Annotated in this window: 1 protein-coding gene; it reads left to right on the top strand. The window is 68.9% G+C overall.

The window, feature by feature from the left end:
• The coding region (locus IF67_RS40080; RefSeq protein WP_037840457.1) for a condensation domain-containing protein at window positions 1-396 on the top strand (396 nt) is incomplete at both ends.

Consider the following 396-nt stretch of genomic DNA (forward strand, 5'->3'; position numbering starts at 1 on the left):
GCGACGCTGTTCATGGTGCTTCAGGCGGGGTTGGCGGCGCTGCTGACGCGGCTGGGGGCCGGTACGGACATCCCGTTGGGTACCGCGACGGCGGGCCGGACCGATCAGGCGTTGGACGATATCGTCGGGTTCTTCGTCAATACGCTGGTGCTGCGGACGGATACCTCGGGCAATCCGTCGTTCGGTGAGCTGCTCGCCCGGACCCGGGAAGGCGACCTGGCTGCGTTCGCCCATCAGGAGCTGCCCTTCGAGCAGCTGGTGGAGAAGCTGAATCCGGACCGGAGCGCCGCCCGCCACCCCCTCTTCCAGACCATGCTCGTCCTCCAGAACAACGCCGAGGGCACCCTCGACCTCCCCGGCACCACCATCACCCCCCACCCCCTCGACACCGCCCCC

The sequence above is a fragment of the Streptomyces sp. NRRL S-1813 genome (assembly GCF_000719605.1).
GTDB lineage: Bacteria > Actinomycetota > Actinomycetes > Streptomycetales > Streptomycetaceae > Streptomyces > Streptomyces decoyicus.